This window comes from uncultured Amnibacterium sp. (genome assembly GCF_964250715.1).
Taxonomy (GTDB): Bacteria; Actinomycetota; Actinomycetes; order Actinomycetales; family Microbacteriaceae; genus Amnibacterium.
In genome coordinates this window covers 54,128-78,601 of sequence record NZ_CAXUGX010000004.1, presented here as the reverse complement: position 1 = coordinate 78,601, position 24,474 = coordinate 54,128, and the positions used below count along the sequence as shown (strand labels likewise).

21 protein-coding genes are annotated in these 24,474 nt (G+C 72.7%); 20 read left to right on the top strand and 1 reads right to left on the bottom strand.

Annotated features, from left to right (window positions below; all coding sequences use genetic code 11):
* Positions 1-5: 5 nt before the first annotated feature.
* Positions 6-824: an IclR family transcriptional regulator gene (locus ACFE7H_RS05605; protein WP_375400234.1), complete on the bottom strand. Its 819-nt coding sequence runs from the start codon at positions 822-824 to the stop codon at positions 6-8.
* A 124-nt stretch (positions 825-948) separates the two neighbouring features.
* Here ACFE7H_RS05605 and hutU point away from each other — a divergent pair, with 124 nt between their 5' ends.
* The 20 genes from hutU to pyk all read left to right on the top strand — a co-directional run bounded on the left by hutU (position 949) and on the right by pyk (position 24,439).
* Positions 949-2,637, top strand: coding sequence for a urocanate hydratase (hutU, locus tag ACFE7H_RS05600; protein WP_375400233.1), 1,689 nt, complete (start codon positions 949-951; stop codon positions 2,635-2,637).
* Positions 2,634-3,812: an allantoate amidohydrolase gene (locus tag ACFE7H_RS05595; RefSeq protein WP_375400232.1), complete on the top strand. Its 1,179-nt coding sequence runs from the start codon at positions 2,634-2,636 to the stop codon at positions 3,810-3,812. Before hutU ends, ACFE7H_RS05595 begins: the two co-directional genes overlap by 4 nt.
* A complete protein-coding gene (locus ACFE7H_RS05590; RefSeq protein WP_375400231.1) occupies positions 3,809-5,143 on the top strand; it encodes a formimidoylglutamate deiminase in 1,335 nt (444 codons plus the stop codon). The genes ACFE7H_RS05595 and ACFE7H_RS05590 overlap by 4 nt, the downstream gene beginning before the upstream one ends.
* A gap of 3 nt (positions 5,144-5,146) precedes the next feature.
* Positions 5,147-6,328 (top strand): imidazolonepropionase, encoded by a 1,182-nt coding sequence (gene hutI, locus ACFE7H_RS05585; protein WP_375400230.1) that lies wholly within the window; start codon positions 5,147-5,149, stop codon positions 6,326-6,328.
* Between the two features lie 24 nt (positions 6,329-6,352).
* Entirely contained in the window at positions 6,353-6,712 is a 360-nt protein-coding gene (locus tag ACFE7H_RS05580) for an alpha/beta fold hydrolase (RefSeq protein WP_375400371.1), read from the top strand.
* Between the two features lie 120 nt (positions 6,713-6,832).
* Entirely contained in the window at positions 6,833-7,492 is a 660-nt protein-coding gene (gene rpe, locus ACFE7H_RS05575; RefSeq protein WP_375400229.1) for a ribulose-phosphate 3-epimerase, read from the top strand.
* Between the two features lie 208 nt (positions 7,493-7,700).
* Positions 7,701-7,964, top strand: a complete 264-nt coding sequence (locus tag ACFE7H_RS05570; RefSeq protein ID WP_375400228.1) for a phosphoribosyl-ATP diphosphatase — start codon at positions 7,701-7,703, stop codon at positions 7,962-7,964.
* Between the two features lie 35 nt (positions 7,965-7,999).
* Positions 8,000-8,839, top strand: a complete 840-nt coding sequence (gene hisG / locus ACFE7H_RS05565) for an ATP phosphoribosyltransferase (RefSeq protein WP_375400370.1) — start codon at positions 8,000-8,002, stop codon at positions 8,837-8,839.
* Positions 8,840-8,858: 19 nt separating this feature from the next.
* Positions 8,859-9,620, top strand: a complete 762-nt coding sequence (gene hisF / locus ACFE7H_RS05560) for an imidazole glycerol phosphate synthase subunit HisF (RefSeq protein WP_375400227.1) — start codon at positions 8,859-8,861, stop codon at positions 9,618-9,620.
* Positions 9,621-9,684: 64 nt separating this feature from the next.
* On the top strand, positions 9,685-10,059 hold the full coding sequence (gene hisI, locus ACFE7H_RS05555; RefSeq protein WP_375400226.1) for a phosphoribosyl-AMP cyclohydrolase: 375 nt from the start codon (positions 9,685-9,687) through the stop codon (positions 10,057-10,059).
* Positions 10,056-11,624, top strand: coding sequence for an anthranilate synthase component I (locus ACFE7H_RS05550; RefSeq protein ID WP_375400225.1), 1,569 nt, complete (start codon positions 10,056-10,058; stop codon positions 11,622-11,624). The genes hisI and ACFE7H_RS05550 overlap by 4 nt, the downstream gene beginning before the upstream one ends.
* On the top strand, positions 11,621-12,280 hold the full coding sequence (locus ACFE7H_RS05545) for a Trp biosynthesis-associated membrane protein (RefSeq protein WP_375400224.1): 660 nt from the start codon (positions 11,621-11,623) through the stop codon (positions 12,278-12,280). Before ACFE7H_RS05550 ends, ACFE7H_RS05545 begins: the two co-directional genes overlap by 4 nt.
* A gap of 9 nt (positions 12,281-12,289) precedes the next feature.
* Positions 12,290-12,535: an HGxxPAAW family protein gene (locus tag ACFE7H_RS05540; protein ID WP_375400223.1), complete on the top strand. Its 246-nt coding sequence runs from the start codon at positions 12,290-12,292 to the stop codon at positions 12,533-12,535.
* A gap of 65 nt (positions 12,536-12,600) precedes the next feature.
* A complete protein-coding gene (trpC, locus tag ACFE7H_RS05535) occupies positions 12,601-13,425 on the top strand; it encodes an indole-3-glycerol phosphate synthase TrpC (protein ID WP_375400369.1) in 825 nt (274 codons plus the stop codon).
* An 11-nt stretch (positions 13,426-13,436) separates the two neighbouring features.
* The gene (gene trpB / locus ACFE7H_RS05530) at positions 13,437-14,675 is read left to right on the top strand and encodes a tryptophan synthase subunit beta (RefSeq protein WP_375400368.1); all 1,239 of its coding nucleotides are present in this window, start codon (positions 13,437-13,439) and stop codon (positions 14,673-14,675) included.
* Positions 14,676-14,745: 70 nt separating this feature from the next.
* A complete protein-coding gene (gene trpA / locus ACFE7H_RS05525) occupies positions 14,746-15,588 on the top strand; it encodes a tryptophan synthase subunit alpha (RefSeq protein ID WP_375400222.1) in 843 nt (280 codons plus the stop codon).
* Between the two features lie 9 nt (positions 15,589-15,597).
* Positions 15,598-16,644 (top strand): prolipoprotein diacylglyceryl transferase, encoded by a 1,047-nt coding sequence (gene lgt, locus ACFE7H_RS05520; protein WP_375400221.1) that lies wholly within the window; start codon positions 15,598-15,600, stop codon positions 16,642-16,644.
* 137 nt (positions 16,645-16,781) lie between these two features.
* A complete protein-coding gene (gene gltB, locus ACFE7H_RS05515; RefSeq protein ID WP_375400220.1) occupies positions 16,782-21,359 on the top strand; it encodes a glutamate synthase large subunit in 4,578 nt (1,525 codons plus the stop codon).
* The gene (locus tag ACFE7H_RS05510) at positions 21,352-22,812 is read left to right on the top strand and encodes a glutamate synthase subunit beta (protein WP_375400219.1); all 1,461 of its coding nucleotides are present in this window, start codon (positions 21,352-21,354) and stop codon (positions 22,810-22,812) included. Before gltB ends, ACFE7H_RS05510 begins: the two co-directional genes overlap by 8 nt.
* Positions 22,813-22,990: 178 nt before the next feature.
* Positions 22,991-24,439 (top strand): pyruvate kinase, encoded by a 1,449-nt coding sequence (gene pyk / locus ACFE7H_RS05505; RefSeq protein ID WP_375400218.1) that lies wholly within the window; start codon positions 22,991-22,993, stop codon positions 24,437-24,439.
* The last annotated feature ends 35 nt before the right edge of the window (positions 24,440-24,474 follow it).

Below are 24,474 nucleotides of genomic sequence, written 5' to 3'. Positions count from 1 at the left end.
CCTTGCTACTGGGTGGCACGCTTCTGGGTGGGCGCGGGACGGTTCGGCGGGTCGCCGATCGAGCCTCCGACGCGGCGGGAGAGGGTGGCCGCGGCGCGCCGGACCTGCTGGAGGATGCGGGCACGGTCGGCCGTCCCCTGTGTCTCGAACGTCACCGCGACGCTGGCGACCGGCCAGTCGTTCGGGCCGAGCACGACCGCGGCGATCGAGGTCAGGCCCGCGGTCACGCTGCCCTCCTCCGTCGCGAACCCGTCCTGCGCCGCGGTCGCGAGCAGGCGGCGCAGGTCGGCCGGGCCCGCCGGTCCCGCCGCGTTCCGGGTCACGAACGCCGCCGCGTCCGGGTACAGCGCGCGCAGCTGCGCGGCGGGCAGCGCCGCGAGCATCGCCCGTCCGCTCGCCGTGAGGTGCGCGGGAAGGCGCACACCGACATCGGTCACCAGCACCCGTCGATGACGGGCGCGCTCCTCGACCAGGTACACCACATCGCGGCCGTGCAGCACGGCGAGGTGGGCGCTCTCGCCGAGCCGGTCGGCGAGCGCCGCGATGACGGGCACGCCGAGCCGGGTCAGCGGCTCCTGGCGGGAGTACCCGGAACTCAGCTCGAAGGCGGCGATCCCGAGCCCGTACCGTCTCGACTCGCGCAGATGCAGCACGAATCCGTGCCGGTCCAGCGCCGCGAGCAGGTGGTAGGTGGTCGACCGGGGCGCGCCGATCGCGGCCGCGATCGTCGCCGCCGCGACGGGACCGCGCTGCCCGGCGAGGAACGTGAGGATCCGCAGCGTCGCCTCCGCCGCGGGCACCTGCGCGTCGTCGACCGCCGCCACCTCCACCGCCCTCGTCCTGTGACCACGATGTTTCGCGTCTCGGATCCGAGACGGGAGACGACCGTATCCGATCCCGTCGGCCGGGCAGTGGTGTGCACTGGCAGCCAAAGAACGAAGGAGCCCCATGGAGCAGTCGACCGTTCCCGCAGTCCGCGCCGCGCGCGGCACCGAGCTGACCGCGAAGAGCTGGCAGACCGAGGCACCGCTGCGGATGCTGATGAACAACCTCGACCCCGACGTCGCCGAGCACCCGGAGGACCTCGTCGTCTACGGCGGCACCGGCAAGGCGGCCAGGTCGTGGGAGGCGTTCGACGCGATCGTCCGCACGCTGCGCGAGCTGGAGCTCGACGAGACCCTGCTCGTGCAGTCCGGCAAGCCGGTCGGCGTCTTCCGCACCCACGAGTGGGCGCCGCGGGTGCTGATCGCGAACTCGAACCTCGTAGGGGACTGGGCGACCTGGCCGGAGTTCCGGCGGCTGGAGGCGCTCGGGCTGACCATGTACGGGCAGATGACCGCCGGTTCGTGGATCTACATCGGCACGCAGGGCATCCTGCAGGGCACCTACGAGACGTTCGCCTCGGTCGCCGAGACGCTGCGGGCGAAGGGCGGCGACGGCACGCTCGCCGGCACCCTGACGGTCACGGCCGGCGCAGGAGGGATGGGCGGCGCGCAGCCGCTCGCGGTCACGCTGAACGGCGGCGCGGTGCTCGTCGTCGACGTCGACCGCAGCCGGCTCGAGCGCCGCCGCGACAAGCGGTACCTCGACGAGGTGGCGGACGATCTCGACGACGCCCTCGCCCGCGTCCTCGCTGCGAAGGCCGAACGCCGTGCGCTCTCGGTCGGCCTCGAGGGCAACCAGGCCGAGGTGCTGCCCGAGCTGCTCCGCCGCGGCGTGGCGGTCGACATCGTCACCGACCAGACGAGCGCCCACGACCCGCTGCACTACCTGCCGGTCGGCGTGCCGTTCGCCGAGTGGCACGAGCGCGCCGACGCGGACCCCGCGTGGTTCACCGTCGCCGCTCGTGCGTCGATGGCCGCGCACGTAGCGGCGATGGTCGGCTTCCAGGAGGCGGGCGCCGAGGTCTTCGACTACGGCAACTCCCTCCGCGCAGAGGCGCAGCTCGGCGGCTTCGAGCACGCGTTCGCGGTCCCCGGCTTCGTCCCCGCCTACATCCGGCCGCTATTCGCGGAGGGCAAAGGCCCGTTCCGCTGGGTCGCGTTGTCCGGCGACCCCGCGGACATCGCGGCGACCGACCGCGCGATCCTCGAGCTGTTCCCGGACGACGACCGGCTGCGCCGCTGGATCGAGGCGGCCGGCGAGAAGATCGAGTTCGAGGGCCTGCCCGCCCGGATCTGCTGGCTCGGCTACAAGGAGCGGCACCTGGCGGGGCTGAAGTTCAACGAGATGGTCGCGTCGGGCGAGTTGTCCGCGCCGATCGTGATCGGCCGCGACCACCTCGACTCCGGGTCCGTCGCCTCGCCCTATCGGGAGACCGAGGCGATGGCCGACGGCTCCGACGCGATCGCCGACTGGCCGCTGCTGAACGCGCTGCTGAACACCGCCTCCGGTGCCACCTGGGTCTCGATCCACCACGGCGGCGGCGTCGGGATCGGCCGCTCGATCCATGCCGGGCAGGTGATCGTCGCGGACGGCACCGACCTCGCGGCGGAGAAGATCGCGCGGGTCCTGACGAACGATCCCGGCACCGGGGTGATGCGGCACGTCGACGCCGGCTACGACCGGGCGCACCAGGTCGCGGCCGAGCGCGGGCTGTGGGTGCCGTCGGTGCCGGAGCTCAACTCGCGCGCATGAGCGTCGTCGCGGACCTGACCGTGCTCGGTCTCCTGGGTGAGCTCGACGACATCGGACGCGACGAGCGCGGCGGCTGGACCCGCCCCGGGTTCGGCCCGGCGGACCTGCAGTTGCGCGCCTGGTTCGTCGAGTGCGCGACCGGGATCGGCCTCGACGTCGTCGCCGACCGGAACGGCAACCTCTGGGCGTGGTGGGGAGCGCCCGGTCCCGACTCCGTCGTGACCGGCAGCCACCTCGACTCCGTGCCGGGGGGCGGCCGGCTCGACGGTCCGCTCGGCGTCGTGTCGGCGCTCGTCGCGGTCGGGCGCCTTCGTGCCTCCGGGTTCGCTCCCATCCGGCCCCTCGCCGTCGCCGTGCTCGCGGAGGAGGAGGGCTCGCGGTTCGGGATTGCCTGCCTCGGCTCGCGGCTGCTGACCGGGGCGGTCGATCCGCTCGCCGTGCTCCCAGAGGGGTTCGACGGGCTCGACCGGGACCGCGCGGGTCGCGATGACGCGACCCTGTCCCGCATCGGCCGGTTCGTCGAGCTGCACGTCGAGCAGGGCCGCGGCCTCGTCGACCTGGACGCGCCCGTCGGCCTCGCCACCGGCATCCTGGCGCACGGCCGCTGGCGCCTCACGATCACGGGCAGGGGCGATCACGCGGGTTCGACCCGCATGGCGGACCGCACCGACCCGGTGGTGGCGGCGGCGCGCGTCGTCCTCGCGGTCGAGGAGGCGGCGCTCGCGGTCCCCGGCACGCGCGCGACGGTCGGCCGGATCGAGGCCGTACCGGGTGGCACGAACGTCATCGCCTCCCGCGTCGAACTGTCGCTCGACGTCCGCGCGGAGGACGGCGGGACGGTCCGCGCCGTCGTCGCGCGGATCGCGGAGTCCGCCGCGCTCGCCGCCGCCCGCAACGGCTGCGGGTTCGCGATCGAGGCGGGCAGCTGGAGCGACGAGGTCGTCTTCGACCCAACCCTCCGGTCGCAGCTCGATGCGGCGCTCGGGGGCGTCCCCGCGCTGCCGACGGGTGCTGGCCACGACGCCGGCGTCCTCGCGGCGCACCTGCCGACCGCGATGCTCTTCGTCCGCAACCCGACCGGCGTCTCCCACGCCCCGGAGGAGGACGCGTCGGAGGCGGACCTGAACGCCGGCGTCGACGCCCTGGAGCAGATCCTCCGAGACCTCGCCTCATGACCGCACCCCCCGCCCACCCCGCCGAACACGCTGGTCGAGGTGCGAGCGAAGCGAGCCCCGAGACCACCCCGACCCCGTACTGGGCGAAGGTCGTCGTCACCCCCGCCGGCACGCGTGCCGCCGTGCGCTTCACGGTCGATCACGGCCGGATCGCCGCCGTCGATGACTGCGCCGCGCCGGAGGACGCCGACCGCATCCTGCAGCTGGTCGTGCCGGGGTTCGTGAACGCGCACTCGCACGCGTTCCACCGGGACCTCCGCGGCCGCACGCATGACGAGGGCGGCGACTTCTGGCGGTGGCGGGACGCGATGTACCGGCTCGCGGCCGCGCTGACGCCGGAGTCGTACGGTGCGATGGCGCGCGATGTCTTCACGGAGATGGTCCAGGCGGGCTGGACCGCGGTCGGCGAGTTCCACTACGTCCACCACCGCCGGGGCGGCCGCCCGTACGATCCGCCGCACGCGATGGAGCTGGCCCTCGCCGACGCCGCGCGCGAAGCCGGCATCCGGCTCGTCCTCCTCGACACCTGCTACCTCAGCGCCGATGTCGACGGCAGCCCGCTCGGTCCCGAGCAGCGGCGCTTCGGCGACGGCGACGCGGAGGGCTACCTCGCCCGCTGGCGTGCGCTCCGGGAGGCGCTCGGCGACGACCCGCTCGTCACGCTCGGCGCCGCGATTCACTCCGTCCGCGCCGTTCCGCTGCCGGCGATCGAGCGCATCGTTGCGGGCCTGCCCGCAGACGTGCCCCTGCACCTCCACGTGGCGGAGCAGCCCCGGGAGACCGACGCGTTCTTCGCCCGCCACCGCGAGACCCCCGTCGCGGCGCTCGACCGGCTCGGCGTGCTCTCGCCGCGGACGACGCTCGTGCACGGCACGCACCTGTCGGCCGACGATGTGGCGCGGGTCGGGGCTGCCGGCGCGACGGTCGCGTTCTGCCCGACGACGGAGGCGGACCTCGGCGACGGCATCGGCCCTGCGCGGGCGCTCGCCGACGCGGGCGCCCGGATCGCCCTCGGCTCAGACGGCCAGTCGGTGATCGACCCGCTGCTGGAGATCCGGGGCCTGGAGGCGGGGGAGCGGCTCTCTTCCGGCCGCCGGGGCCGCTTCACCCCGGCGGAGCTGCTGGCGGCGGGAACGACGCGCGGAGCCGCGAGCCTCGGCCTCGCGCCGAACGCCTTCGCGGCCGGCGACCCGGCCGACTTCGTCGAGCTGGCGCTCGACTCCCCGAGGACCAGCGGCTCGGCCCCGGAGCAGCTGATCCTGACCGCGACCGGCTCCGACGTCCTCACGACGGTCGTCGCCGGCGAACGGCGTGTCGGGAAACGAGCCTGATCGGTGAACAGTGAGCTGCTGACCGGGATCGCGGAGCTGACCACCCACGACGCCCCGACGCCTGCGGAGTCGACCCGGCTCACCGACGCGGCGCTCGTCGTCGAGGACGGCCGGATCGCCTGGATCGGCCCCGCCGCCGCCGCCCCGGATGCGGACATCCGCACCGACCTCGGCGGCCGCGCGGTGCTGCCCGGCTGGGTCGACAGCCACACGCACCTCGTGTTCGCCGGCGATCGCGCCGCCGAGTTCGAGGCACGGATGGCCGGACGGGCATACGAAGCGGGCGGCATCGCCACCACGGTCGCCGCGACCAGGGCCGCCACCGACGACGCGCTGCGTGCCTCCTCCACCCGCCTCCGCGCCGAGGCGTACGGCCTCGGCACCACGACGCTCGAGACGAAGACCGGCTACGGTCTCGATGTCGCATCGGAGGCGCGCCTCGCTCGCATCGGGAGGGAGGTCGCGGACTCCGTCACCTACCTCGGCGCCCACCTCCTGCCCGCCGGAGTCGACCGCCGCGACTACCTCGACCTCGTCGTCGGTCCGATGCTCGACGCGGTCCTGCCGTTCGTCGACGCGATCGACGTCTTCTGCGAGACCGGCGCCTTCGACGTCGAGGAGTCGCGGGAGGTGCTGCTCGCCGGCCGCGCCGCCGGGCTCCGCCTCCGGGTGCACGGCAACCAGCTCGGGGACTCAGGAGGCGTCGCGCTCGCAGCCGAGCTCGGCGCCGCGAGCGTCGACCACGTCAACCACGTCTCCGCGTCGGACATCGCGGCCCTCGCCGACGCGGCGGTGACCGCGGTCCTCCTGCCCGCCGCCGACCTCAGCACCCGCGAGCCCCTTGCGCCCGCACGGCGCCTCGCCGACGCGGGGGTGCCGATCGCGATCGCGAGCAACTGCAACCCCGGCTCGAGCTACACGACGTCGATGGCGTTCTGCGTCGCGACGGCCGTGCTGCAGCAGCGCCTCACGCTGGCGGAGGCGCTGTGGGCGGCGACCCGCGGCGGTGCCCGCGTGCTCGGCCTCGACGACGGACCCGATGCGGTCGGCGCGATCCGCGTCGGCGGCCCGGCGGACCTCCACGTCCTCGACGCGCCGAGCGCCGCGCACCTCGCCTACCGCCCGGGAGTGCCGCTCACCGCCGAGGTCAGGCGGCGGGGCCTCCCGGTCGGATCCCGGCACTGACCCGCGCCCTCTCGACCATGCGAAATCCTGCTCGAACGGTCTCGTCACGACACCGCTCCGGAGCATGCTGAAATCCATGTCCACCCGGACCCGAACCGTGCCCTTGCGCGACCTGAAGACGTGGGTGCAGCTCACGACGCCGGCGACCCGATCGAGGGCGCCTTGCCGCTCGTTGATCGCCTCGACGCCATCACCGCGCCCACGCTCGTCGTCGCGGGCGAGTTCGACGAGGCCACCCCCGAGACGTGGGCGCCGTTCGCCCGGCGCATCCCCGACGTCTGCTCGCACGTCGTCCCCGGCGTCAGCCACTGCAGCCACCTCGAGCAGCCGGAGGCGTTCCGCGACCTCATCGGCGCGTTCCTGGCGCAGCACGACGCCTCCTGATCCGTCCCGCCACCCCGAGCGGCGAGCCCCACGTCCGCGACCGCGGAGAACCAGCGCACCCTCCGGTCCAGGGGGAGGGCGTCCACCGACCCCTGGGCGGTGCCGAATAAGGTCGGAGGCGTGGTGGTCAGAATCGAGCCAAGCATCCTGTCCGCCGATTTCAGCGCCTTCGCCGCGGCGATCGCGCGGATCCCCTCCGCTGACGCCGTGCACTGCGACGTGATGGACAACCACTTCGTGCCGAACCTCACGTTCGGGCTGCCGATGGTGCAGCGGCTCGCGCAGGTCAGCGCGCTGCCGCTCGACGTGCACCTGATGATCGACGATCCGGACCGTTGGGCGCCCGGGTACGCGGAGGCGGGCGCCCAGACGGTGACCTTCCACGCGGAGGCGGCGCGCGAGCCGATCGCGACTGCGCGCTCGATCCGGCAGGCCGGCGCGCGTGCCGGTATCGCCCTGAAGCCGGGTACGGGCGCCGCGCCCTACCTCGCTGCGATCGAGGAGTTCGACCAGATCCTCGTGATGACCGTGGAGCCGGGCTTCGGCGGTCAGCAGTTCATGCGCGAGATGATGGTGAAGGTCGCGGAGGTGCGCCGCGCCGTCGCCGGCCGGGACGTGTGGATCCAGGTCGACGGCGGCATCGGCGAATCCACCATCCGGATCGCGGCCGAGGCAGGCGCCGACGTCTTCGTCGCAGGCTCGGCGGTCTTCGGCGCCGACGACCCGGACGCCGCGATCACGGCCCTCCGCGCCCTCGCCGCCGGCACCGCCCCCTCCTGACCCCGCCCCCTCCGCCCCTCCTGCAGACCCTCCTCACCCGCCCGCGCGAGAGCACTTCAGCAGGACAGGGTCCTGACAGCAGGTTCACCGTCGACCAGCAGCCTGCTGTCGGGACATTGTCCTGCTGTCGCGCTCTCCCGTTGTCGGGTCGGACTCGGGCCGTTTCACCTGATCCGTGGATGGAATGGCCGCCCGGTACCCTGGTCGGGTGAAGGATTTCGACGGCCTGTTCGCCGAGCTCGCCGGCAAGGCCGTGGATCGCCCGGCGGGTTCCCGCACGGTCGCGGAGCTGGACGCCGGTATCCACGCCATCGGCAAGAAGATCGTCGAGGAGGCGGCCGAGGTCTGGACGGCCGCGGAGTGGGAGAGCGACGAGCGCCTCGCCGAGGAATCCTCGCAACTGCTCTATCACCTGCAGGTGCTGCTGCTGGCCCGCGGTCTCACCCCCGCCGACCTCTACAGGTATCTCTGATGCCCGCAGACAAGCCCTCCGCTGAGCCGTCGCCGATCCTCCGGGTCGCCGTGCCGAACAAGGGGTCGCTGGCCGAGACGGCGGCCGAGATGCTGCGCGAGGCGGGCTACGCCACACGTCGCGACCCGAAGGAGCTGACCCTCACCGACGCCCGCAACGCGGTCGAGTTCTTCTACCTGCGCCCTCGGGACATCGCCACCTACGTCGGCTCGGGTGCCCTGGAGGCGGGCATCACCGGCCGCGACCTGCTGATCGACTCCGGCTCCAGCGCGACGGAGGTGTCCGCGCTCGGCTTCGCGGGGTCCACGTTCCGGTTCGCCGGCCCGGTCGGCGTGTTCAGCGACGTGCAGCAGCTCGCCGGCCGGCGCATCGCCAGCAGCTACACCGGCCTCGTCGGCGGCTTCCTGCAGCGGGCGGGCGTCGACGCCACCCTGGTGCACCTCGACGGCGCCGTGGAGACCGCCGTGCGGCTGGGGGTCGCGGACGCCGTCGCCGACGTGGTCGAGACCGGCGCGACCCTGCGCGCGCAGGGCCTTGCGATCTTCGGGCCGCCCATCCTGGAGTCCACCGCAGTGCTGATCGCCGGCGCCGCTCGGCCCCCGGGCCTGGAGGTGCTGCAGCGCCGCCTGCACGGCGTGTTCGTCGCGCGCCGGTACGTCCTGGTCGACTACGACATCCGGCGCGAGCTGCTGGACGCGGCGGCGCTGCTCGCGCCCGGGATCGAATCGCCGACCGTGTCGCCGCTGCACGATCCCGCCTGGGCGGCCGTGCGCGTCATGGTGCCGCGCGACGACATGAACGTCGTGATGGACGGCCTCTACGACCTGGGCGCGCGCGCCATCCTGGTCACCGCGATCCACGCCGCCCGCCTCTGAATCGAAGGAGGGGGAGCCGATGAGCCTCGCCACCCGCGTCATCCCGTGCCTCGACGTCGCCGCCGGCCGCGTGGTGAAGGGGGTGCGCTTCGCCGGCCTCGCCGACGCCGGCGATCCGGTCGAGCTCGCGGCCCGGTACGCCGAGCAGGGCGCCGACGAGCTGACCTTCCTCGACGTGACCGCCACGGTCGAGGCCCGCGGCACGATGCTGCAGACCGTCCGCCGCACCGCGGAGCAGGTCTTCATCCCGCTGACCGTCGGTGGCGGCGTGCGCTCCGTCGCCGACGTCGACGCGCTGCTCGCCGCGGGCGCCGACAAGATCGGTGTCAACTCCGCCGCGATCGCGCGACCGCAGCTGATCACCGAGATCGCGCAGCACTTCGGCGCCCAGGTGTGCGTCGTCAGCCTCGACGTGCTGCGGGACGACCGCCGCCCCTCCGGCTTCGCGGTCACCACCCACGGCGGCCGCACCGTCACCGAGCTGGATGCGCTGGAGTGGACCCGCACCGCGATCGACGCGGGTGCGGGCGAGCTGCTGGTCAACTCCATCGACGCCGACGGCACCCGCGAGGGCTACGACATCGGCCTGGTCGCCGCCGTGCGAGCCGTCAGCAGCGTTCCCGTCATCGCGTCCGGCGGAGCCGGCGCGCTGACGCACTTCGCGCCGGCGGTCGAAGCCGGTGCCGACGCGGTGCTCGCCGCCTCCGTCTTCCACCGCGGCACGTTCACCATCGCGCAGGTGAAGGCGGTCCTCGCCGAGGCCGGCGTCGTCGTCCGGTGACCGCCTCGCGCTCCGCCGGCTCGGTCACCCCGGCGGGCACGCCGACCGCAGCCGCCGTGGTCGAATGGTCGCCGTGACGACGAACGCGCAGCAGGCGATCGAGAAGGCGCGCTTCGGCGCGGACGGTCTGCTGCCGGCCGTCATCCAGCAGCAGGGCACCGGGACGGTGCTGATGCTCGGCTACATGGACGCGGAGGCGCTGCGCCGCACGTTGACAGAGGGCCGGGTCACCTTCTGGTCCCGGTCCCGCGCCGAGTACTGGCGCAAGGGCGACACCTCCGGCAACATCCAGCTGGTGCGCGCGGCGGCGTTCGACTGCGATGCGGATGCGCTGCTCGTCACCGTGGAGCAGGTCGGCCCGGCCTGCCACACCGGCGCGCACGCGTGCTTCGACGTGGAGCCGCTCCAAGCGGTCGTGCTGCCCGAAGGCCCCGCATGACCGAGCCCGGCACGACCGACGCCGGGATGGCGGGGACGACGACCCGCGAGGCGTTCGACGAGCAGCTGGACGGCCGCCTCGTCGTCCCGGTCGTCCGACGGCTGTTCGCGGACAGCGAGACGCCGCTCGGCATCTTCCGCAAGCTGGCGCTGCGCCGCGACGGCAGCATGCGGCCGGGCTCGTTTCTGCTCGAGTCCGCCGAGCCGGGCGGCCTCTGGAGCCGGTACTCCTTCATCGGCGTCGCCGCGTTCGGCGCCGTCGTCGAGCGTGACGGGCGCGCCGCGTGGCTCGACTGGGGCGTCTCGGCGGACCGTGCGTTCGACGCCGCCGTCCCCGCCGACTACCTGGTCGCGCTCGAGGAACTGCACCGCCGGTGGCAGTCGCCGCCGATCCCCGGTACACCGCCGCTCACCGGCGGGCTGGTCGGCTACATCGGCTGGGACGCCGTGCGCCTGCTCGAGCGGCTTCCCCATCCGCCCCCGGCCGACTTCGACGTGCCCGAGCTCGCGATGGTCTTCTCGTCCGAGCTCGCGGCGCTCGACCATCGCACCGGCACCGTCTCGCTGATCGCGACCCTGCTGAACGACGGCACGCAGAGCGCCGAGGCATCGTGGGCGGATGCGCAGCGCCGACTCGATCTGCTGCAGACGCGGCTCGCGGCCCCCACCGAGGCGCAGCTTGCGAGTGTCGACTTCGACGCCGTCCCCCGTCCCGTCGCGCGCACCGCCCGGGCGGACTACCTCGCCGCCGTCGAGACGGCGAAGGGCCACATCCGCGCCGGCGACGTGTTCCAGGTGGTGCTGGCGCAGCGCTTCGACCTGACGACCGACGTCGATCCGCTCGACGTCTACCGCGTGCTGCGGCAGCTGAATCCCTCGCCGTACATGTACCTGCTCGGCCTGGAGCGTGCCGACGGCTCGCCCTTCGCCGTCGTGGGCTCCTCCCCGGAGGCGCTCGTGAAGGTGGCGCAGGGGCGCGCCTTCAGCCATCCGATCGCCGGCTCCCGGCCGCGCGGGGCGACTCCGGAGGCGGACGAGGCGTTCGCGGCCGAGCTGGCCGTCGACGCGAAGGAGCGGGCCGAGCACCTGATGCTCGTCGACCTGGCCCGCAACGACCTGGCCAAGGTGTGCGTGCCCGGCACGGTCGAGGTGACCGAGTTCATGCGCGTCGAGCGGTTCAGCCACATCATGCACATCACCTCCAGCGTCGAGGGCGACCTGGAGCACGGAGTCGGCCCGATCGACGTGCTGCGGGCCACGTTCCCCGCCGGCACCCTCTCGGGCGCGCCTAAGCCGCGGGCGCTCGAGATCATCGACGCGCTTGAGCCGGCCCGCCGCGGCGTCTACGGCGGCGTGGTCGGCTACTTCGACTTCGCCGGCGACGCCGACCTGGCCATCGCCATCCGCACGGCCCTCATCGCCGACGGGGTCGCCCGCGTGCAGGCGGGCGGCGGCCTCGTGGCCGACTCGGTCGCCGAGGCGGAGTACGTCGAGTCGCAGAACAAGGCCGCGGCACCGCTGACGGCGATCGCGATCGCCGAGCGGATGCGGCCCGTCGGGCGATGAGCGATGGTCCGGTGGCGGGCCGCGAACAACCCGCCGTCCGGACGGCGGGCCGCGACCTCGCCGCCCGAAGGGCGGGATATGAGCGCTTGGTCGCGGTCGTCCTACTGGCCGCGCTCGGCGTACTGCTGCTGATCGCCGGTACGGCCACCTGGGCGACCGTCGCGCTCGACGTGCCGCCCGGCTCGGTGGTCGTGACCGGGCCCGCCGCCGCGCCGGCGCTCAGCGCCCTCAGCCTCGCGCTGCTGGCCCTCGCCGCCGCCCTGTCGATCGCCGGTCGCGCGGCCCGGGTGGTGCTCGGTGTGCTGCTGCTGCTGATCGGCGTCGCGGTCGTTGCGCTCGCGCTGCCCGCGGGCCTCGACCCCGCCCGGGCGGCGACCACCGCGATCACCGCCAAGACCGCGCTCACCGGCGCCGACACCGTCCGGCAGGTGATCCGGTCGGCCGTGTCGACCATCTGGCCGTTCGTCGCCGCAGCCTGCGGCCCGCTGCTCGCGGCCCTGGGCGTCGCGGTGCTCGCCCGTACCCGGCGCTGGCCGGTGGGAGGACGCCGCTACCGGCCGGCGCGGGCCGTGCGCACCACCGGCGATCCCGTGGACGACTGGGACCTGCTCACCCGCGGCGCCGACCCCACGGGCCCGGCCGCGCCCCCCGGATAGGATGGCGGCATGTCGAACGAGTCGGAGGAACTCGGCGAGGGATCCTCGCCCGCCGCCTGGATCGCGGTGGTCATCATGCTCGTGGGCGTCTTCATCGGCACCCTCGCCCTGTTCCTCGACGTGCTGCCCGCCGTCTTCATCGGCGCCGCGATCGTGCCCATCGGGCTGATCGTCGGCGCGGTGCTCGCCAGGCTCGGCTTCGGCGCCCACGGCAACCGTGGCCGCACCGCTCCGTCCCAGGGCGCGCGGTCCTGATCGTGACCGGCACGACGACCGCGACGGCGACGACGGTCTCCGCAAGCTCCCTCCTCGACGAGTTGATGGCCGGAGCCGCCGCCGATGCCGCTGATCGGCGGCGCACCGTCGACCTGGCCGCGGTCGAGCGCGCCGCCCTGGCCGCGCCGCCCGTCCGCGATGCACTCACCGCCCTCGGCCGGTCGCACGCCGGTATCCGCATCATCGCCGAGGTCAAGCGGCGCAGTCCGTCCCGCGGCGACCTGGCCGCCATCCCCGACCCCGCCGCCCTCGCCGCCGCCTACGAGCGCGGCGGCGCCGCCGTGATCAGCGTCCTGACCGAGGGCCGCCGGTTCGGCGGCTCGCTCGCCGACCTGACCGCCGTCCGCGCCGCGGTCCACCTGCCGGTGCTGCGCAAGGACTTCGTCTCCACCGAGTACCAGGTTCTGGAGGCGCGCGCCGCCGGCGCCGACCTGGTGCTGCTGATCGTCGCCGGACTCGACGACGCAGCGCTCGCCCGACTGCATCGCCTCGTGACCGAGACGGGCATGACCGCCCTGGTCGAGGCGCACGACGCGGACGAGGTCGACCGAGCCCTCGCCGTCGGCGCGCGGGTGGTCGGCGTCAACGCCCGGGACCTGCGCACCTTCACCCTCGATTCGGCACTGTTCGGCCGGCTCGCCGACCGCATCACCGACAGCGTGATCCGGGTCGCCGAGTCCGCCGTGCGCACCGCCGACGACGTGGCCCGCTACCGCCGCGACGGCGCCGACGCCGTGCTCGTCGGCGAGGCGCTGGTCACCGGCGACCCCGAACGCACCCTGCAGCACTTCTTGGGGTCAGCAGGTTCGGAATCGGCACGTTCGGAGTCAGCACCTGTGGAGACAGCACGCTCGGAGGCCCGCGCATGACGATCGAGGCGATGCCCGCGCGCGACCTGGAGGGCCTGCCGACCACCGCGATCTCACCCGGGCCCTACTTCGGCGCCTATGGCGGCCGGTTCGTACCCGAGTCGCTCGTCGCCGCCCTCGACGAGCTCGATGCCGCCTGGACCGCCGCCCGCGCAGATCCCTCCTTCGGCGCCGAGCTCACCGAACTGCACCGCACCTATACCGGTCGGCCCTCCCTGCTGACCGAGGTGCCGCGCTTCGCCGCGCACGCCGGCGACATCCGCGTGTTCCTGAAGCGCGAGGATCTGAATCACACCGGCTCGCACAAGATCAACAACGTGCTCGGCCAGGCGCTGCTGACCCGCCGCATCGGCAAGCGGCGCGTCATCGCCGAGACGGGTGCGGGCCAGCACGGCGTCGCCACCGCCACCGCGGCAGCGCTGTTCGGCCTGGACTGCACCGTCTACATGGGCGAGGTGGACACCGAGCGGCAGGCGCTGAACGTCGCCCGCATGCGGCTGCTCGGCGCCGAGGTCATCCCGGTCACCTCCGGCTCCCGCACCCTGAAGGACGCGATCAACGAGGCGATGCGCGACTGGGTGACCAACGTCGCGACCACCAACTACCTGTTCGGCACCGTCGCCGGCCCGCATCCGTTCCCCGCCATGGTCCGTGACCTGCAGCGCATCATCGGCGACGAGGCGCGCGTCCAGATGCTCGAGCGCGTCGGAACGCTGCCGGATGCCGTCGCCGCGTGCGTGGGCGGCGGGTCGAACGCGATGGGCATCTTCACCGCATTCCTCGACGATCCGGACGTCGCCCTCTACGGCTTCGAGGCCGGCGGCGACGGCGCCGACACCCCCCGAACCGCGGCGACGATCACGAGCGGCCGCCCCGGCGTGCTGCACGGGGCGCGCAGCTACCTGCTGCAGGACGAGGACGGCCAGACCCGCGAGTCGCACTCCATATCCGCGGGCCTCGACTACCCAGGGGTCGGTCCCGAGCATGCGTTCCTCGCCGACTCCGGCCGCGCCGTGTACCGGCCCGTCACCGACACCGCCGCGATGGACGCCCTGCGGCTGCTCAGCCGCAGCGAGGGCATCATCCCCGCCATCGAGTCCGCGCACGCGCTGGCGGGCGTGCTGCAACTCGGCCCCGAGCTGCCCGCCGGCTCCACCGTGCTGATCAACTTGTCCGGCCGCGGCGACAAGGACATGACCACCGCGGGGGAGTGGTTCGACCTGATCGACCGCGACGCCGAGCAACGATGATCACAGCGCCCATGAATGCTGCGTCCGTGAACACGGCATTCCTGAACACAGCGTTCCTGAACACAGTGCGATGACGGCCATCCCGACAGCGACGACCCCGACCGCCACCCATGCCGTGGCGGAGCGGATCCGCGCCGCCGGCCGCGACCGCCGCGGCGCGCTGGTCGGCTACCTGCCCGTCGGCTTCCCCGACCTCGCCGGCAGCATCGAGGCGGCGCTCGCCCTCGCGGCGGCCGGGGTGGACGTGCTGGAGTTCGGACTGCCGTACTCCGATCCGGTGATGGACGGCCCCGTCATCCAGGCGGCCACGCAGCGGGCGCTGGCGGGCGGCTTCCGGCTGCGGGACGCCTTCACGGCCGTCAGGGAAGTCACCGCGGCGGCCGACATGCCGGTGCTGCTGATGACGTATTGGAATCCGGTGCTGCAGTACGGCGCCGACCGCTTCGCTGCGGACCTCGCCGCGGCCGGCGGCGCCGGCCTGATCACCCCCGACCTGATCCCCGACGAGGCCGGGGAGTGGCTCGCCGCCTCCGACGCGACCGGGCTGGAGCGCGTGTTCCTGGCCGCGCCGACCTCCTCCGAAGGGCGGCTGCGCACCGCCGCGCGCAGCAGCCGCGGCTTCGTCTACGCCGTCTCGACGATGGGCATCACCGGCGCCCGCGCCGACGTCGACTCCGCCGCGCGCACCCTGGTCGGGCGGCTGCGGCAGCACGCCACCGAACCGGTCTGCGTCGGCATCGGCGTCTCCACCCCGCAGCAGGTGACCGGGATCCTCGACTACGCCGACGGGGCCATCGTCGGGTCGGCCCTGGTGGCGGCACTCGACGGCGGCGTGGAGCGGCTGCGCGACACCGCCGGCGCCCTCGCGGCCGGAACGCTCTGCCGCGCGGAGGACGTCCGGCCGGTCGACTAGCCTCCTGCTGTGTCGAACCTGACCGGCGTGCTCGCCTCCATCCCGAGCCCGCCCGCCTCGTGGGCTGCGTTCCCCGTGTGGATCTTCACGATCCACACCTACGCGCTCTGCATCCTGCTCGGCATCATCGTGGCGGTCATCGTCACCTCCCGCCGGCTCACGGCGCGCGGCGCCGAACCGGGCGTCGTGCTCGACATCGCGGTGCCGGCGATCATCCTGGGCCTGGTCGGCGCCCGCGCGTACCACGTGCTCACCCACCCGCTCGACTACTTCACGGGCGCTCATCCCTGGTACTACGTGTTCGAGATCTGGCTGGGTGGCAACGCGATCTTCGGCTCGCTCATCGGCGGCGCGGTGGGCGTCGCGCTCGGCTGCCGCTTCACGGGCCTCAAGTTCCTGTCGCTGGCCGACGCCCTGGCACCCGGCCTGCTGCTGGCGCAGGCCATCGGGCGCATCGGCAACTGGTTCAACACCGAGCTGTACGGTATGCCCACCAGCCTGCCGTGGGGACTGCAGGTGCCCTCCGACAATCCCGCCTACCCCAAGGGGCTGCCGGCGGGCACCCTGTTCTCACCGACGTTCCTCTACGAGTTGATCTGGGATGCGGTCGGCGCCGCCATCATCCTGACCATCGAGCACCGGGTCCGCGTCAGCCGCACGGCGGAGGGACGCCCCCAGGTGCAGGTGACGACGCGCATCCCGCTGCGCTGGGGGCGGGCGATCGCCCTCTATTTCATCTGGTACGGACTCGGCCGAGCCTGGTTCGAGTCCATCCGGCTCGACCCCACCACCGTCGTGCTGGGCCTGCGCATCAATGTGTGGACGGCGTTCGTCACCATCCTGCTGGGCGTGGTCCTGCTCGGGTGGTCACTGCGTCGCCACGTCGGGCTGGAAGCCAGCGTCTATCGGCTCGGTCGGCAATGGGTGCCGAAGGATCGGACGGTAGGATCCGTCTACACCGCGGCCGACTTCGCTCCCGAAACCGCGGGGCAGGCAGCGGCCGACGGGGCCGATCGGGTCGTCACCGCCACAAGCGGGAGCCCGGCGCGGCGCTGAGGCCGCTCCGCTCGCGGGCTGCGCCGCCCGCTACGAGCATCGTCCGTGCTCCTGTATCGGCCGCCGACGGCGCACCGTTCGCACGAGCACACCACCATCGAATCGAATCGATCGACCGACACCGCGAGGGGCCTGCGATGACCGTACGACCGACACCGCGCGTGCCATTCACCACCGCTCCGGCGGCCACCGGACTGTACGACCCGGCCGACGAGCGCGACGCATGCGGCCTCGCCATGGTCGCCACCATGCGCGGCACCGCCGGTCACGACATCATCGACCTGGCCCTCACCGCCCTGCGCCACCTGGAGCACCGCGGCGCCGTCGGATCCGACGCGGGTACCGGCGACGGTGCCGGCATCATCACGCAGGTCCCGCACGCCTTCCTGTCCGAGGTCACCGACTTCGCCCTGCCCGGCCCCGGCGAGTACGCCGTCGGGCTCGCATTCCTGCCCACCGACGCCCGCGAGCGCAACCAGTTGAAGGCCGATCTGGCTCGGATCGCCGACGAGGAATATCTGCAGGTGCTCGGCTGGCGCGCTGTCCCCGTCGACCCGACCGCCATCGGCAACTTGGCCCGCGGCGCCATGCCCGTGATCGAGCAGCTCTTCGTCACCCCCACCGGCAGGGCCGCGGACGGCGCGCCGCTGACCGGGATCGCCGTCGACCGGCTTGCGATGCGGCTGCGCAAGCGCGCCGAGCGGGAGCACGGGGCGTACTTCGCCTCGCTGTCGGCCCGCACGCTCGTCTACAAGGGCATGGTCACCACCCTGCAGCTCGAGCCGTTCTACCCCGACCTGTCCGACGAGCGGTTCGCCTCCACCCTGGCGCTCGTGCACTCGCGGTACTCCACCAACACGTTCCCGTCGTGGCCGCTCGCGCAGCCGTTCCGCATGATCGCGCACAACGGCGAGATCAACACGATTCAGGGCAACCGCAACTGGATGCGGGCGCGGCAGTCGCAACTGGCGAATGACGCGATCGGCGACATCCGCCCGCTGCTGCCCATCGTCACCGACGGGGCCAGTGACTCCGCCTCCTTCGACGAGGTCGTCGAGCTGCTGACGCTGGCTGGGCGCAGCCTGCCGCACGCGATCATGATGATGGTGCCCGAGGCGTGGGAGAACCAGCCGGGGCTCGACCCCGACCTCCGCACCTTCTACGAGTACCACGCGGGGCTCATGGAGCCGTGGGACGGACCGGCGGCCATCGTCTTCACCGACGGCACCCTGGTCGGCGCCACCCTGGACCGCAACGGCCTGCGGCCCGGCCGCTGGGCCACCACGACCGACGGCCTGGTGGTGCTCGCCAGTGAGATCGGCGTGCTCGACCTGGCGCCCGAGCGCATCAGCGCCAAGGGCCGGCTGCGGCCCGGGCGCATGTTCCTCGTGGACACCGAGGCCGGCCGAGTGATCGAGGACGACGAGGTCAAGTCCCAACTCGCCGCCTCGCAGCCGTGGGGGGAGTACATCGATACCGCCCGCATCCGCCTGGCCGACCTGCCCGAGCGCGAGCACGTCGTCCACACCCCCGCCTCGGTGGTCCGCCGCCAGCGCACCTTCGGGTACACGGAGGAGGAGGTGCGCATCATCCTCGCGCCGATGGCGGCCAAGGGCGCCGAGCCGCTCGGTGCGATGGGGTCAGACACCCCCATCGCAGTGCTGTCCACGCGGCCCAGGCTGCTCTTCGACTACTTCACGCAGGCCTTCGCGCAGGTCACCAACCCGCCGCTCGACTCCATCCGCGAGGAGGTCGTCACCTCGCTGAAGCTGGGCGTCGGTCCAGAGCGCAACCTGCTGTCCGCGACCCCCGAGCATGCGCGGCAGGTGGTGCTCGACTTCCCGGTGATCGACAACGACGAGCTCGCCAAGCTGCAGCACATCGACTCCGGCGCTGGAGCGACCACCGTCGCGGTGCGCGGCCTGTACCGGGTCGACGACGGCGAGCGGGCCCTCGAGGACCGCATCACCGCCATGCGGCAGGAGGTCGACGAGGCGATCGCCAACGGCGCCGAGTTCATCGTGCTCTCCGACCGCGACTCCAACCGCGACCTCGCCCCGGTGCCCAGCCTGCTGATGGTCTCGGCGATCCATCACCACCTGATCCGCAATGAGAACCGCATGAAGGTGGGCCTGATCGTCGAGGCCGGCGACGTGCGCGAGGTGCACCACGTCGCGCTGCTGATCGGCTACGGCGCCTCCGCGGTCAACCCGTACCTGGCCATGGAGTCCGCCGAGCAGCTGGTCCGCAGCGGCCAGCTGACCGGCCTCACCCCCGAGCAGGCGGTCCGCAACCTGATCAAGGGCCTCGGCAAGGGCGTGCTGAAGATCATGTCCAAGATGGGCATCTCCACGGTGTCCTCGTACGCTGCCGCGCAGACGTTCGAGGCGGTCGGGCTGTCGCAGGAGCTGGTCGACGACTACTTCACGGGTACCGTCAGCAAGCTCGGCGGCGTCGGCATGGACGTCATCGCCGCCGAGAGCGCCGCCCGGCACCTGGCGGCGTTCCCCGAGGAGCAGGCGCCCGGCACGCACCAGCGCCTGGCGACCGGCGGCGAGTACCAGTGGCGCCGCGACGGGCCGCCGCACCTGTTCAACCCCGACACGATCTTCCGGCTGCAGCACTCCACCCGCGCCCGCCGGTACGACATCTTCCGGGAGTACACGAAGCTCGTCGACGACCAGTCCAGTGCACTGATGACCCTGCGCGGCCTGTTCAGCATCGGCGCTCACCACCGGCAGCCCGTACCACTCGATGAGGTGGAGCCCATCGCCACCATCGTCAAGCGGTTCCAGACGGGCGCGATGTCGTACGGCTCCATCTCCAAGGAGGCGCACGAGACCCTGGCGATCGCGATGAACCGCCTCGGCGGCCGCTCGAACACCGGCGAGGGCGGCGAGGATGTGGAGCGCCTGCTCGACCCCGAGCGACGCAGCAAGATCAAGCAGGTTGCCTCGGGCCGCTTCGGCGTGACCAGCATGTACCTGAGCCACGCCGAGGACATCCAGATCAAGATGGCGCAGGGCGCCAAGCCCGGCGAGGGCGGGCAACTGCCGCCGGCGAAGATGTACCCGTGGATCGCGCGCACGCGCAACTCCACCGCCGGCGTGGGCCTCATCTCCCCGCCGCCGCACCACGACATCTACTCCATCGAAGACCTGAAGCAGCTGATCTACGACCTGAAGCGGGCCAACCCGTCGGCGCGCATCCACGTCAAGCTGGTCAGTCAGTCGGGTATCGGCGCGGTCGCCGCGGGCGTCACCAAGGCGAACGCCGACGTCGTGCTCATCTCCGGCCACGACGGCGGCACCGGCGCCAGCCCGCTCAATTCGCTGAAGCACGCCGGCACCCCGTGGGAGCTGGGGCTGGCGGAGGCGCAGCAGACGCTGATGCTGAACGGGCTTCGCGACCGGGTGGTCGTGCAGGTGGACGGCCAGATGAAGACCGGCCGCGACGTGATCGTGGCGGCCCTGCTCGGTGCGGAGGAGTACGGCTTCGCCACCGCGCCGCTCGTCGTCTCCGGCTGCGTCATGATGCGCGTCTGCCACCTGGACACCTGCCCGGTCGGGGTCGCGACGCAGAACCCCGAGCTGCGCGCCCGGTTCAGCGGCAAGCCCGAGTTCGTCGTCAACTTCTTCGAGTTCATCGCCCAGGAGGTGCGCCAGTACCTGGCCGACCTCGGCTACCGCAGCCTGGACGAGATCATCGGGCGACGCGAGCTGCTCGACGTCGACGCCGCGGTCGACCACTGGAAGGCCGACGGCCTCGACCTGGCGCCGATCCTCGTCGGACCCACCTTCGCCGACGACGAGCCGCGCGTGAACCGCGTCGGGCAGGACCACAAGCTCGGCGAGCACTTCGACAACGCGCTCATTCACCGCGCCGCGGGGGTGCTGGCGAACGGCGGCGAGATCCGGATCGATCTGCCCGTGCGCAACACCGACCGCGCCGTCGGCACCATGCTCGGGCACGAGCTGACCATGCGGCACGGCCAGCACGGCCTGCCCTCCGGTGCGATCAGCATCGGCCTCACCGGGTCGGCGGGCCAGTCGCTCGGCGCGTTCCTGCCCGCCGGCATCACGCTCACGCTCGTCGGCGACAGCAACGACTACGTCGGCAAGGGGCTCTCCGGCGGCGAGATCGTGCTGCGGCCGCATCCGGACAGCACCTTCCCGGCCGAGCACAACGTGATCGCCGGCAACGTGCTCGGCTACGGCGCCACGCAGGGCACCATGTTCGTCCGCGGCCTGGTCGGCGAACGCTTCCTGGTCCGCAACTCGGGCGCCACCGCCGTCGTCGAGGGCGTCGGCGACCACGCCCTGGAGTACATGACGGGCGGCCTCGCCGTGATCCTCGGCGCTACCGGCCGCAACCTCGGCGCCGGCATGTCCGGCGGCACCGCCTATGTGCACGCGCTCCAGCCGGTCTCGGTCAACCCCGCCGCACTGCAGGCCGAGGAGCTGGACCTGCTGCCCATGGACAGCGCCGACGCCGAGATCCTGCGCGACCTGCTGGAGCGGCACGTGACGCTGACGGGTTCCACCCTGGCCGAGTCGTACCTGGCCGACTTCGACGCGACGCTGGCACGGTTCGTCAAGGTGCTGCCGCGCAACTACGCGGCGGTCCTGCAGACCCGCGCCCAGGCGGCCGACGAGGGCCTCGACCCCGACGGCGACGTGGTCTGGACCCGCATCCTGGCGGCGACCGGTGGCTGACCCCAAGGGCTTTCTCAAGACGCGCGAGCGGGAGCTGCCGCCCCGGCGGCCCGTCAGCGTGCGGTTGATGGACTGGCGCGAGGTCTACGAGCAGCAGGAGTCCGGAGAACTGCGGCGGCAGGCCGGCCGCTGCATGGACTGCGGCATCCCCTTCTGCCATCACGGGTGCCCGCTCGGCAACCTGATCCCGGAGTGGAACGACTTCGTCTACCGCGGTGAGGGCAGGTCCGCCATCGAGCGGCTGCACGCCACGAACAACTTCCCGGAGTTCACCGGCCGGCTCTGCCCGGCGCCCTGCGAGTCGTCGTGCGTGTTGGGCATCAACCAGCCGGCGGTCACCATCAAGCAGGTCGAGGTCTCGATCATCGACGAGGCGTTCGCCAAGGGGTGGGTCGAGCCCCACCCGCCGCAGCGCCTGACCGGCAAGACCGTCGCAGTCGTCGGATCGGGCCCCGCCGGTCTGGCCGCCGCGCAGCAGTTGACGCGCGCGGGCCACACCGTGGCGGTCTTCGAGCGGGACGACCGCATCGGTGGGCTGCTCCGCTACGGGATCCCCGAGTTCAAGATGGAGAAGCACCACCTCGACGCGCGCCTGTCCCAGATGAAGGCCGAGGGCACCCGCTTCCGCGCCGGCGTCCAGATCGGCGTCGACATCACCTGGGACGACCTGCGCGCCCGTTACGACGCGGTCGTGGTCGCGGTCGGCGCACCCGAGCCCCGCGACCTGCCCGTGCCCGGCCGCGACCTGGACGGCGTGCACACCGCGATGGAGTACCTGGTGCAGTCCAACAAGGCGACCGCCGGCGACGAGGTGCCCGGCCAGATCACCGCGGAAGACCGCCACGTCGTCGTGATCGGTGGCGGAGACACCGGAGCGGACTGCATCGGCACCGCGCACCGGCAGGGCGCCGCCAGCGTGACCAACCTGGCGATCGGCCGGCAGCCACCGCTGACCCGCAGCGACTCCCAGCCCTGGCCGATGGTGCCGACCGTCTTCGAGATCAACTCCGCGCACGAGGAGGGCGGTCGCCGCGAGTACCTGGCGTCGACCGTCGAGTTCCTGAGCGACGATGCCGGCCGGGTCTCCGGCCTGCGGGTCGCAGAGACCGAGTACGTCGACGGCCACCGGGTGCCGAAGACCGGTACCGAGCGGGTGCTGCCCGCCGACCTCGTGCTGCTCGCACTGGGCTTCACCGGGCCGGAGCAGCGTCTGCTGACCGACCAGATCGGTCTCCACTTCGATGATCACGGCTCCGTGCGGCGCGACGAGTCCTTCGCCACCGACGCCTCCGGCGTCTTCGTCGCGGGCGACGCGGGGCGCGGCCAGTCCCTGATCGTCTGGGCGATCGCGGAGGGCCGCTCCGCCGCCGCCGCCGTCGACGCCTTCCTTGAAGGCCGCACCGACCTGCCCGCACCGGTGCGACCCACCGACAGGGCGATCGCCCTGCACTGACGATCAGCCGGCACGGACGGTCGACCACCACCGAGCGGCTGTCGGCGCCACTGCCCACCGCCGGCTCCCGCCGCCGTTGGGCCCCGGGGACCCCGCCCCGCCGGTCGCTGCCGCCGGACCCGCACCGCTAGCCTCGCCTGGGGATATTTCCCGGGAGCCGTCGAAAGAGAGCTGCACCATGAGACGCGCCAAGATCGTCGCCACGCTCGGGCCCGCGACCTCCAGCTACGCGAACATCCGCGCCATCATCGACGCCGGCGTCGACGTCGCCCGCATGAACCTCAGCCACGGCAGTTACGAGGTGCACAAGTCCGTCTACGAGAACGTGCGGCGCGCCGCCGACGACTCCGGACGCGCGGTCGCCGTGCTGGTCGACCTGCAGGGACCGAAGATCCGCCTCGGTCGCTTCGCGGACGGCCCACACGAACTGGCCGAGGGCGACACCTTCACCATCACCACCGAGGACGTGCTGGGCACCAAGGACCTGTGCGGCACGACCTTCAAAGGGCTGCCGGGCGACGTCCATCCGGGTGACCCGTTGTTGATCGACGACGGCAAGGTGCGGGTGGAGGTCGTCTCGACCGACGGGGTGCGGGTCACGACCAAGGTCATGGTCGCCGGGACCGTCTCCAACAACAAGGGCATCAACCTGCCGGGCGTCGCGGTGACCGTGCCGGCGCTCAGTGACAAGGACGAGGCCGATTTGCGGTGGGGCCTCAGGCTCGGCGCCGACCTGATCGCGCTGTCGTTCGTGCGCAGCGCCGACGACATCGTGCGGGTGCACGAGATCATGGCGGAGGAGGGGCGCAGGATCCCCGTCATCGCCAAGATCGAGAAGCCCCAGGCGGTGGACAACCTCGAGGCGATCATCGACACCTTCGACGGCGTGATGGTGGCTCGCGGCGACCTGGGCGTCGAGCTGCCGCTCGAGGCGGTGCCGATCGTGCAGAAGGAGGCGTGCGAGATCTCGCGGCGCCTGGCCAAACCCGTCATCGTGGCCACCCAGATGCTGGAGTCGATGATCTCCTCGCCGGTGCCGACCCGGGCCGAGACCTCCGACGTCGCGAACGCCGTGCTCGACGGCGCGGACGCCGTGATGCTCTCCGGCGAGACCAGCGTGGGGGAGTACCCCACCGTCACCGTCAAGACCATGGCGCGCATCGTCTCCTCCACCGAGGACCACGGGCTGGACCGCATCCGGCCGCTCGGCACCAAGCCGCGCACGCAGGGCGGGGCCATCACCCTGGCGGCGGCCGAGGTCGCCGACTTCGTCGGCGCCAAGTTCCTCTGCGTCTTCACCGAGTCGGGCGACTCCGTGCGCCGCATGGCGCGGCTGCGGTCGCAGATCCCGATCCTCGCCTTCACGCCCGAGCCCGGCATCCGCTCCCGCCTGGCCCTCAGCTGGGGCGTCGAAACATTCCTGGTGCCGCGCGTGACCACGACGGACGAGCTGATCCGGCAGGTGGACGAGGTGCTGCTCGGCATCGACCGCGCCAAGCGCGGTGAGAAGGTCGTCGTGATCGCCGGATCTCCTCCCGGAATCGCCGGTTCCACCAACGACATGCGCGTGCACGTGATGGGCGACGCGGTGGGCGGCGCCGCCCCTGGCTACGAGGTCCTGCTGTAGGCACGGCTGCAGGCGCCCGCGGGGGGATTGCTGCC

What these genes read in the sequence shown, in the direction of transcription:
- hisF (WP_375400227.1), top strand. Translation starts at nt 8,859, where the DNA reads ATGAGCCTCGCCACCCGCGTCATCCCGTGCCTCGACGTCGCCGCCGGC.
- gltB (WP_375400220.1), top strand. Translation starts at nt 16,782, where the DNA reads ATGACCGTACGACCGACACCGCGCGTGCCATTCACCACCGCTCCGGCG.
- hisI (WP_375400226.1), top strand. Translation starts at nt 9,685, where the DNA reads ATGGTCGCCGTGACGACGAACGCGCAGCAGGCGATCGAGAAGGCGCGC.
- trpA (WP_375400222.1), top strand. Translation starts at nt 14,746, where the DNA reads ATGACGGCCATCCCGACAGCGACGACCCCGACCGCCACCCATGCCGTG.
- trpC (WP_375400369.1), top strand. Translation starts at nt 12,601, where the DNA reads ATGGCCGGAGCCGCCGCCGATGCCGCTGATCGGCGGCGCACCGTCGAC.
- trpB (WP_375400368.1), top strand. Translation starts at nt 13,437, where the DNA reads ATGCCCGCGCGCGACCTGGAGGGCCTGCCGACCACCGCGATCTCACCC.
- pyk (WP_375400218.1), top strand. Translation starts at nt 22,991, where the DNA reads ATGAGACGCGCCAAGATCGTCGCCACGCTCGGGCCCGCGACCTCCAGC.
- ACFE7H_RS05545 (WP_375400224.1), top strand. Translation starts at nt 11,621, where the DNA reads ATGAGCGATGGTCCGGTGGCGGGCCGCGAACAACCCGCCGTCCGGACG.
- ACFE7H_RS05550 (WP_375400225.1), top strand. Translation starts at nt 10,056, where the DNA reads ATGACCGAGCCCGGCACGACCGACGCCGGGATGGCGGGGACGACGACC.
- ACFE7H_RS05590 (WP_375400231.1), top strand. Translation starts at nt 3,809, where the DNA reads ATGACCGCACCCCCCGCCCACCCCGCCGAACACGCTGGTCGAGGTGCG.
- ACFE7H_RS05540 (WP_375400223.1), top strand. Translation starts at nt 12,290, where the DNA reads ATGTCGAACGAGTCGGAGGAACTCGGCGAGGGATCCTCGCCCGCCGCC.
- ACFE7H_RS05595 (WP_375400232.1), top strand. Translation starts at nt 2,634, where the DNA reads ATGAGCGTCGTCGCGGACCTGACCGTGCTCGGTCTCCTGGGTGAGCTC.
- hutU (WP_375400233.1), top strand. Translation starts at nt 949, where the DNA reads ATGGAGCAGTCGACCGTTCCCGCAGTCCGCGCCGCGCGCGGCACCGAG.